The sequence below is a fragment of the Paracoccus sp. (in: a-proteobacteria) genome, assembly GCF_030538495.1.
GTDB lineage: Bacteria > Pseudomonadota > Alphaproteobacteria > Rhodobacterales > Rhodobacteraceae > Paracoccus.
This window is the reverse complement of sequence record NZ_JAUNTW010000005.1, coordinates 112252-121905: the sequence shown is the minus strand read 5'-3', so window position 1 is coordinate 121905 and position 9654 is coordinate 112252. Positions and strand designations below refer to the sequence as shown.

At 60.1% G+C, this 9654-nt stretch carries 7 protein-coding genes; 6 read left to right on the top strand and 1 reads right to left on the bottom strand.

Annotated elements, in window-relative coordinates:
* Window positions 1-92 precede the first annotated feature (92 nt).
* From Q4G20_RS06250 to Q4G20_RS06235, 4 genes are all read left to right on the top strand, one after another.
* On the top strand, window positions 93-1637 hold the full coding sequence (locus tag Q4G20_RS06250; RefSeq protein ID WP_303342555.1) for a class I SAM-dependent DNA methyltransferase: 1545 nt from the start codon (window positions 93-95) through the stop codon (window positions 1635-1637).
* A 185-nt stretch (window positions 1638-1822) separates the two neighbouring features.
* The gene (locus Q4G20_RS06245) at window positions 1823-2065 is read left to right on the top strand and encodes a hypothetical protein (protein ID WP_303342553.1); all 243 of its coding nucleotides are present in this window, start codon (window positions 1823-1825) and stop codon (window positions 2063-2065) included.
* Window positions 2062-3192 (top strand): restriction endonuclease subunit S, encoded by a 1131-nt coding sequence (locus Q4G20_RS06240; protein ID WP_303342551.1) that lies wholly within the window; start codon window positions 2062-2064, stop codon window positions 3190-3192. Before Q4G20_RS06245 ends, Q4G20_RS06240 begins: the two co-directional genes overlap by 4 nt.
* 548 nt (window positions 3193-3740) lie before the next feature.
* Window positions 3741-7127, top strand: a complete 3387-nt coding sequence (locus Q4G20_RS06235) for a DEAD/DEAH box helicase family protein (protein ID WP_303342550.1) — start codon at window positions 3741-3743, stop codon at window positions 7125-7127.
* Here Q4G20_RS06235 and Q4G20_RS06230 read toward each other — a convergent pair.
* Window positions 7124-8035: a LysR family transcriptional regulator gene (locus Q4G20_RS06230; protein WP_303342549.1), complete on the bottom strand. Its 912-nt coding sequence runs from the start codon at window positions 8033-8035 to the stop codon at window positions 7124-7126. The two genes, Q4G20_RS06235 and Q4G20_RS06230, sit on opposite strands and share 4 nt — an antisense overlap.
* 138 nt (window positions 8036-8173) lie before the next feature.
* Here Q4G20_RS06230 and Q4G20_RS06225 point away from each other — a divergent pair, with 138 nt between their 5' ends.
* Both Q4G20_RS06225 and catC read left to right on the top strand, forming a co-directional pair.
* Window positions 8174-9340 carry a muconate/chloromuconate family cycloisomerase gene (locus tag Q4G20_RS06225; protein ID WP_303342548.1) on the top strand — a complete coding sequence of 389 codons (1167 nt, stop codon included), beginning with the start codon at window positions 8174-8176 and terminating at the stop codon, window positions 9338-9340.
* A 3-nt stretch (window positions 9341-9343) separates the two neighbouring features.
* Window positions 9344-9634 (top strand): muconolactone Delta-isomerase, encoded by a 291-nt coding sequence (catC, locus tag Q4G20_RS06220; protein WP_303342547.1) that lies wholly within the window; start codon window positions 9344-9346, stop codon window positions 9632-9634.
* Window positions 9635-9654: the final 20 nt, after the last annotated feature.

Genomic DNA, 9654 nt, shown 5'->3' with positions numbered 1-9654 from the left:
GATTGACGAAATCGCCACTCTCCCAACCGCTTGATGGTTGAGCATCCGGCCCGCAGTATCTACTGTCCCCCCATAACCTCAGGGGGCAGGCGATGCTGACGGGATCAATTCGCAATCAAATCGACCAAATCTGGAACGCGTTTTGGTCGGGGGGTGTGTCGAACCCGTTATCGGTGATTGAACAAATCACTTTCCTCATGTTTATCAAACGCTTGGACGATCAGCACACGCTGCTGGAAAGCCGCGCCGAACAACTGGGGACGCCCATGGATCGCCGCATCTTTCCGGCAGGCCGCGACCCCAAGGGCGAAGACTATGACAACCTTCGCTGGTCGCGGTTCAAGAATTTCGAAGCGCGCGACATGATGCGCATTGTCGATGAACATGTCTTTCCGTTTCTGCGTCAATTGGGCGAAGCCGGGTCATCCTATGGCACCCATATGCGCGACGCCCGGCTAGGGTTCTCGAACGCCAATCTGCTGGCCAAGGTCGTGCAGATGCTGGACGGTATTCCCATGGACGACCGCGACACCAAGGGCGATGTCTACGAATATATGCTGGGCAAAATCGCAAGCGCGGGCCAGAACGGCCAGTTCCGCACGCCTCGGCACATTATTCAGCTGATGGTCGCGCTGATGGCGCCGACGCCGGCCGACACGATATGCGACCCGGCGGCGGGAACCTGCGGATTTCTGGTCGCGGCGGGGGAATATCTGCGAGACCACCACCCCGCGATGCTGCGCAACGCCGACCAAAGGGCGCATTTCCACAACGCGATGTTCCACGGCTTTGATTTCGACGCCACGATGCTGCGGATTGGGGCGATGAATATGGTCCTGCACGGAGTCGATAACGCCAATGTCAGCTATCGTGACAGCTTGGCGCAGGAACATGATACGGATGCCGGGGCCTATTCGCTGATTCTGGCGAACCCGCCCTTTGCCGGGTCGCTGGACTATAACACGACGGCACCGGATTTGCTGCGCACGGTCAAAACGAAGAAAACCGAATTGCTGTTTCTGGCGCTGTTTTTGCGACTGATGCGGACGGGGGGACGGGCGGCGGTGATTGTGCCGGATGGGGTGCTGTTTGGATCATCGACCGCACACAAAGCGATCCGCCGCATGCTGGTTCAGGATCATCGCTTGCAAGCGATTATCAAACTGCCGTCGGGGGTGTTCCGGCCCTATGCGGGGGTGTCCTGCGCGATTGTGGCGTTTACCAAAACCGGCGTGGGCGGCACGGATGACGTGTGGTTTTACGACATGACGGCGGACGGGTTCAGTCTGGACGACAAACGCACGCCACTGCTGGATGCGGACAAACTGGGGCTGGCCACGGATTTGACGGCGGATCAGGCGGCGAAAAACAACCTGCCCGACATTCTGGCCCGCTGGCAACGGCTGGACGGCGAACGCGACCGCCCGCGCACCGCCGCCAGCTTTCTGGTCCCGGCGTCTGAAATCGAGGCGACGGGGTCGTGGGATTTGTCCCTGAACCGCTACAAAGACATCGAACACGAGGCGGTGCATCACGCCACCCCGTCCGAGATCATCGCCGATCTGCGCGAGATCGAGGCCGAAATCGCCCAGGGTCTGGACCGTTTGGAACAGATGCTGGCCACGGAGTCGGCGTGATGGGCGGCGCGGCGCATGATGCACGGCAATCCAAACGCGACGCCCTGACCATACCGAACAGCGTCGCCGGGAACGCCCCGCAAACCGCACCCAAGGGCAACGCCACCAACGGGAACAACGTCGCGCCCCGCCGCGCAGCCGGCTGTGCGGGCGCAGGGGTGGATGCCGTGCGGCCAAGGCGCGCTATGGTTCGCACGGGTGGCGTTTCGGGCTGGGTCAGTGAGGCGGCGGGGTGGAGTGTGTTCCGCCGCGCGTTCGGCCGCGCGATGACAACGGGGGTGGATGCCATGCGGCCACGGCTCCCCACGGTTCGGACTGACGGCGTTTCGGAACAGGGCGATAAAGCGGCGGGACAGAACGCGTCTCGCGATATGCGGGTGGCGCGCAACAGCTGGATGTGGGCGCGGCTGGGTAAGGTGGTGGGATGAGTTGGCCGGTTGTGACATTGGGTGAACTTATTACTATTCGGAAAGGGAAAAAGCCGACCACCACCGTTAACGGCCCCGAACCCGGCGCGCGTCCGTGCTTATTAATTGATGAGGTTCGGGGCGCAGACCCACAGGTCTTTACCCATGACACACTGGGAACGGATGTTCAGGCGAACGATATTTGTATCGTCTGGGACGGCGCGAATGCCGGAACGGTCGGTTATGGTTTAACCGGACTCATCGGCAGCACGGTTGCGCGTATTCGGCTGAATAATAATGGTCAGTTCCTGACACCGTATATTGGCCGTTTGTTGCAATCACAGTTCCAACAAATTAATGTCGCAGCCGCAGGACGCGGCGCAACAATCCCGCATGTTGATAAGGTGATGTTAGAGGGCCTGAAAATCCCCCTGCCCCCCTTAGCCGAGCAACAGCGTATCGCCCGGATTTTGGATCAGGCCGACACCCTGCGCCGCCTGCGCGCCCGCGCTTTGGATCAGGTCAACCGTCTGAGGCAGGCGGTGTTTTATCAGATGTTTGGGGAAAACAACGACGTAACCATTGAAAAATTAGAGAACCTTATCAAAATTCGATCTTCTCTTAGCGACCCAAGAACGGAAGACAACAAAACTATGCCGCATGTCGGACCAGAACACATCGCGCCCTCGTCCGGCACTATTTCTTGGGACAGGGTGCGAACCTGCGAAGATGACGGCGTCATTAGCGGAAAATACAGATTCGATGCCGGTGAAATTATTTTTAGTAAAATTCGGCCATATCTAAACAAGGTGGCAGTTGCTGACCGTTCTGGCATGTGCAGCGCCGATATGTATGTTCTAAACCCCATGCCCGAAAAGCTGACAACTGAATATACGCACTTCATATTAGGCAGCAGAAAATTTCTGTCCTATGCTGAAACCGTCTCGAACCGTGCCAACATACCGAAACTAAATCGTAAACAGATTCTTGCGTTTAATTGTCCGGTTCCAACGCTGAAGGCGCAGCGCCAGTTTAGCTTATATATACAAGTATTATACAACGAAGCCAATCATCACCAATCCGCCCTGACCGCCGCCGAAGCCCTCTTTGCCTCACTCCAACATCGCGCATTTCAGGGGGAGTTGTGATGCGGGCGTGTGCCTTTGCACCGCGCTCGGCCAATGCAACGCAGGGGTCCTGATCGTGGCCATGGGTCGGGGTGAACCCGGATTTCGGCCATCATTCCCACCGAATCATCGCGGCCTCCTCTGCCCAACCCAAACGGCGAATCATGAAACGCGGGCACCCAACAACAATATCTTGTTTCATTACCCCGACCAAAAACAAAATAACCGTCACTCAATGGACCCGAACCGCCGCCCGAATCATATCACCCCACGCCACCGAATCATCGCTGCGCCGTCGCAGTCCGCATCAACCGGCACGCAGGAAAACGCAGTCATTCAACAGCATCTTGTTTCAACATCCCTGCACAATATGAAATAACAGCAGACCAACACCGAAATGCCGCCGCCTCGCATCTGAAAAACGCACCAGCCGCCAAAAACAACATCTTATTTTTGAACTCCTCGCCTGAAACAAAATAACCGCCGAAACCGCATCGCCCCACCGATAAACCGCTTGCCCCCACGCACCCGCACTGGGATAATTTCCCAACCACGCGCCCGAGGATGCCATGACCCAGTTCGCTTTTCTGGAAACCGAATTCCCCGCTTTGTTCGAACACGCGAGAAAGGCGGAAAAAGCGGCGTTGTCGGATCCTCGGCAGGCCTGTTTCTGGGCGCGGCTAACGCTGGAAACCGCCGTCAAATGGATGTTTGCCAGCGACCCCGCCCTGCCCCGTATCTATAACGACAATCTGGCCGCAATGCTGGCCGAACCCGGCCTGTCGGCGCTGACCGGTCCCGCCATCGTCGCCAAGGCCCAGATCATCCGCGAATGGGGCAACCGCGCCGCCCATCCCGGCGTGAAGCCCATCGACGACCGCGCCGCCATCGTCGCGCTGCGGGAATTGTTCCACATCTGTTATTGGATCGCGCGCACCTATGCCAAGGGCGCAAAACCCGCCCCGGCGCTGCAATTCGACCCCGCGCGCCTGGAACGCACCCTGACCATCACCGCGACAACGGTCAATGAAATCAAGGCGATGTCGGAACGCTTTGCCGAGGCAAAAAAACGCGCCGAGGCCGCCGAGCAGGCCCGCCGCCAGACCGAAGAAGGTCGCGCTGAACTGGAAACCGAAATCGCCCGCTTGCGCGCCGAGGTTGCCGCCGCGCGCCGTGAAAACCAACGTATCCCCGACCCGCATGATTATGACGAAGCCGGAACTCGCGACCGTTACATCGACCTGCTGCTGCACGAAGCGGGCTGGTCGCTGGATCAGCCCCGCGATCGCGAATTCCCCGTCACCGGCATGCCGAACGACAGCGGTCAGGGCCGCGCCGATTATGTGCTGTGGGGCGCAGATGGCAAACCGCTGGCCGTGATCGAGGCAAAGCGCACCAAAAAGGACGCCATCATCGGCCAGCAGCAGGCCAAGCTCTATGCCGATTGTCTGGAACAGACCTATGGCCGGCGCCCGCTGATCTTTTGCACGAATGGGTATGACCATTGGTTCTGGGACGATCTGACCTATCCGCCGCGCCCGGTCAGCGGGTTTTTCAAACGCGACGAACTGGAATTGCTGATCCAACGGCGCGATACAGTGCGGCCTCTGGCGCAGGTGCCGGTGGATCGCGGCATCGTCGAACGCCCCTATCAGACCCGTGCCATCCGCCGGGTGGGCGAGGTGTTTGAAAAACACCGGATGCGCCGGGCGCTGTTAGTGATGGCCACCGGATCGGGTAAAACCCGCACCGTCATCGCGCTGATCGACCAATTGATGCGCGCCAATCGGGTGCGGCGCGTGCTGTTTCTGGCCGACCGCGTGGCTTTGGTCAAACAGGCGCATAACGCGTTCAAAACGCATCTGCCCGCAACTCCGGTCGCCAATCTGCTGGACCGCCACGACCTTCGGCGCAACGACCAGCAGGGCGCGCGGGTGTTGCTGTCCACCTATCCCACGATGATGGGGTTGATTGAGGATCTGGCGGATGGACAGCGCCGCTTTGGTCCCGGCCATTTCGACCTGATCGTGATTGATGAGGCGCATCGGTCGATTTACCGCAAATACCGCGCGATTTTTGATTACTTTGACGCGATGCTGGTCGGGCTGACCGCCACCCCCCGCGACGACATCGACCGCGACACCTATGCGCTGTTTCAACTGGAACGAGGGGTGCCGACGGATGCCTATGACCTGAATGATGCGATTGGGGACGGGTTTCTGGTGCCGCCTAAGGCGGTCTCGGTGCCGTTGAAATTTCAGCGCGACGGCATTTCCTATGACGCCTTGACGCCAGAGGAACAACAGGAATGGGACGCCCTGGAATGGGGTGAGGACGGCGAAACACCGGACCATGTCGATGCCAGCGATCTGAACAAATGGCTGTTCAATATCGACACCGTGGACAAAGTTCTGGCGCAGCTGATGACCCAAGGGCTTCGCATCGCGGGCGGTGATCGCATCGGCAAAACCATCATTTTCGCCAAGTCCAGCAAGCACGCTCAGTTCATCGTGGACCGGTTCAACGCGAATTACCCGCATCTGGCCGGTCATTTCGCGCGGCAGATTGACTATTCCACCCCCTATGCCCAGACGCTGATCGACGATTTTTCTGACCCCGACCGGGGGCCGCATATTGCCGTATCGGTGGATATGCTGGACACCGGGATCGACGTGCCGGATGTGGTTAATCTGGTCTTTTTCAAGCCCGTGCGGTCAAAAACGAAATTCTGGCAAATGGTCGGGCGCGGCACGCGGCTGCGGCGCGATCTGTTCGGGCTGGGGCAGGACAAAACCGAATTTCTGATCTTCGATTACTGTCAGAATCTGGAATTTTTCGCCGCCAATCCCGACCGCGCCGAGCCGGGTCTTGCCGCGCCCATCGGGGAACGGCTGTTCCGGGCGCGGGTCGATCTGCTGGCTGAATTGGGCGATTATCCCGCGCTGCGTGCGCACGTGACGGATCGGCTGTTCGACGAAGTGGCCGGCATGAACGCCGATAACGTCATCGTGCGTCCACATCGCCGCGCGGTTGAGCGGTTTCAGGATCGCGCGAATTGGGCCGATCTGACGCTGGACGCGCGGGTGACGCTGGTGGAACAGATCGCGGGGCTGCCCTCGGCCTTTCGCGACGATAACCTGCCGGCGAAGCAGTTCGATCTGCTGATCTTGTCGGCGCAGTTGTTTTTGCTGCGCGGGGATGCGGCCTTTGCCCGCGCGCAGTCGCGGATCCGGGATGTGGCATCGTCGCTGGAAAATCTGGGCAATGTGCCGCTGGTTGCGCAGCATATGGCCCTGATTCTGGACATGCAAACCGATGGCTGGTGGCAGGATATCACGCCCGACCTGCTGGACGACGCACGCCTGCGGCTGCGGATGCTGACCGAGCTGATCGAGCCCAAAACCCGGCAGATCGTCATCACCGATTTTGAGGACGACATCGGCACCGGTCAGGTGGTTGATATGCCCGAACTGGGTTCTGGTCTGGACCGCGCGCGGTTCAAAATGCAGGTTCGGCGGTTCATTGATGAACATCGCGATCATATCACGCTGTTGAAACTGCATCGGGGCGAACAGCTGACGGCGCAGGATGTGGCCGAACTGGAACGCATTTTATTGGAAAACGGGGTTGCTGACCCTGACATCATCGCCGCAACGCAGGCCGATGGCGGCATGGGGCGGTTTTTGCGGTCCCTGACCGGGCTGGACCGGCGGGCGGCGAAACGCGCCTTTGGTGATTTTCTGGCCTCGCGCGATCTGACCGCCGATCAGATTGAATTCATTGACCTTATTCTGGACAGTCTGACCGAGAACGGGCTGATTGACCCGAAATTGTTTTACGAAAGCCCCTTTACCGACATTGACGATATGGGCATCGCGGGCGTGTTCAGCACCGATGACGCGCAGCAGGTGATTTCGATCGTGCGCCATCTGAACAGCACCGCAAACGCCGCTTAATTCCTGCCAAGCCAGGCCGGCTTTTCGGCATAAATTTCGGTGATCATGTCGCGTATCTGGTTCAGGATCGGGGACGTGTCGCCGCTGCGTTGGGTCATGATGATGGGGGATGTGGCGGCCCGGTCGGATAGCGGGCGATAGGTAACGTCCGACCGCATTTGCCGCGCGGACAGGGGGACGATGCAGATGCCGGATTCCGCCGCGACCAGCCCGAGGGCGGTTTGGATTTCGCGGACCTCTTGGACCTCGACCGGGTCGATGTCGGCGTTGCGGATCAGGTTCAGGATGTAATCGGCGTAACTGGGGCGCGGCTCTTTGGGATAGATGATCAGTTTCTGCCCGGCCAGTTCCGACAGCGTCACAGGGCCGGTGTCACCCGCCAATTCGGCGCTGCGGGACAGGGCCACGGCCAGACGTTCCTGACGCAAGGTGGTGCTGGTCACGCCGGGGTCGCTGTGGCGCAGGCGTCCAAAGCCCACATCGATGCGCCCCTCTTTCAAGGCGGCGACCTGTTGGGTGGACAGCATTTCCAACAGGCGAATGTCCAGATCGGGCTGGCTGCTGCGCAGTTTGCGCACAAGCGCCGGCAGCCCGCCATACAGCGTTGACGCCACAAACCCGATCGACAGCACCCGGTTCTGATTGCGCCCCACGCGGCGGGTCGTGTCGATCATCTGATCCACGCGGCCCAAGACCTGCAACGCCTGTTCGTAAAACACCCGCCCCGCATCGGTCAGTTGCACCGGGCGCCCGCTGCGAATCAACAAAGTGACGCCCAGTTCGTCCTCCAGCAGTTGGATTTGCCGCGACAGGGGCGGCTGGGCGATGTGCAATTGTGCCGCCGCGCGGGTGAAGTTGCGTTCCCGCGCCACCGCAATGAAATAGCGCAACTGTCGTAAATCCATCATTTTCATCCGATCTGAAAGGTATCTGGCCTGTCATAAATCAGGATAACGCAAGGATTTATCCATTGCGATACCTTTTCGGTATTATACCAGACGCAAATGATGTTGGACGCGATACAAAACTGCGCGCAGGTTTAACCCATGAACACGCACATCACACACCCCCTGACCACGCACGACGCCCCCGTGATCGAACGGGTCGAAACGCTGCTGGTCGATCTGCCCACCATCCGCCCGCATAAGCTGTCGGTGGCCACCATGAACGGCCAGACGCTGATGCTGGTCCGGTTGCATTGCAGCGACGGGATCACCGGGATCGGCGAAGGCACAACCATCGGCGGGCTGGCCTATTGCGGCGAAAGCCCCGAAGGGATGAAGCTGGCGATTGACCGCTATGTCGCGCCCTTGATGATCGGGCAGGACGCCACGCGGATCGCGGCGCTCACAGATCGCATCGGCAAGATGGTCAAGGACAACCGCTTTGCCAAATCTGCGATTGAAACGGCGCTCTTGGATGCGCAGGGCAAACGGGTGGGCCTGCCGGTCAGCGAATTGCTGGGCGGTCGCCGCCGGGATCGGCTGCCGGTCGCGTGGACGCTGGCATCGGGCGACACCGCCCGCGACATTGACGAGGCCGAACAGATGCTGGCCGCGCGCCGTCACCGGATTTTCAAGCTGAAGATCGGCGCGCGCCCGGTGGCTGATGATGTGGCCCATGTCGCGGCGATCAAGCGCGCTTTGGGCGATCGCGGCGCGGTGCGGGTGGATGTCAACATGGCGTGGTCGGAAACCGATGCGGCCTTTGGCATGGCGGCTCTGGCCGATGCGGGGTGCGAATTGGTGGAACAGCCGGTCGCGCAGGCCGCGGGTCTGGGCCGGTTGGTGCGGCGGTTCCCGGTTGCGCTGATGGCCGATGAATCGCTGACCGGGCCGGATTCAGCCTTTCAGATCGCGCGGAACAGCGGCGCGGATGTGTTCGCGGTCAAATTGGAACAATCGGGCGGGGCCTTTGCGGCGCTGCGGGTGGCGGCGATTGCGGATGCGGCGGGGATCGGCCTTTACGGTGGCACGATGCTGGAAGGCGCGGTTGGCACGATCATTTCCGCCCACACCTTTGCGACATTCCCGCATCTGCAATGGGGGACCGAACTGTTCGGCCCGCTGCTGCTGACCGAGGACATTCTGAAAACCCCGCTGGATTACCGCGATTTTGAACTGACCGTGCCGGATGGTCCCGGTCTGGGGATTGATCTGGACGATGACCGCGTGGCGGCCTTCGCCCGCAACGGCTTTGACCGGAAAGGATAAGCGATGCTGTTTCATGTGCGCATGGAAGTGACCATCCCCCGCGATCTGCCCGCCGATCAGCTGGCCGATATTCTGGCCCGCGAAAAAGCCTATTCCCAGGAATTGCAGGCATCGGGCAAATGGCGCCACATTTGGCGCATTGCCGGCGAATACGCCAATATCAGCATTCTGGACGTTCAGGATAACACCGAATTGCATCAGATCCTGTCGGGTCTGCCGCTGTTTCCGTTCATGAAAATCACGGTCGCGCCGCTGCTGCGGCACCCGTCCGCGATCCGCGACGACGACCGTTGATCGCATCCGGCGCGGTAGAG

Excerpts from the sequence above, each read along its gene's own strand:
- Q4G20_RS06230 (WP_303342549.1), bottom strand. The coding sequence starts at position 8,035 with ATGATGGATTTACGACAGTTGCGCTATTTCATTGCGGTGGCGCGGGAA.
- Q4G20_RS06225 (WP_303342548.1), top strand. The coding sequence starts at position 8,174 with ATGAACACGCACATCACACACCCCCTGACCACGCACGACGCCCCCGTG.
- catC (WP_303342547.1), top strand. The coding sequence starts at position 9,344 with ATGCTGTTTCATGTGCGCATGGAAGTGACCATCCCCCGCGATCTGCCC.
- Q4G20_RS06235 (WP_303342550.1), top strand. The coding sequence starts at position 3,741 with ATGACCCAGTTCGCTTTTCTGGAAACCGAATTCCCCGCTTTGTTCGAA.
- Q4G20_RS06245 (WP_303342553.1), top strand. The coding sequence starts at position 1,823 with ATGGTTCGCACGGGTGGCGTTTCGGGCTGGGTCAGTGAGGCGGCGGGG.
- Q4G20_RS06250 (WP_303342555.1), top strand. The coding sequence starts at position 93 with ATGCTGACGGGATCAATTCGCAATCAAATCGACCAAATCTGGAACGCG.
- Q4G20_RS06240 (WP_303342551.1), top strand. The coding sequence starts at position 2,062 with ATGAGTTGGCCGGTTGTGACATTGGGTGAACTTATTACTATTCGGAAA.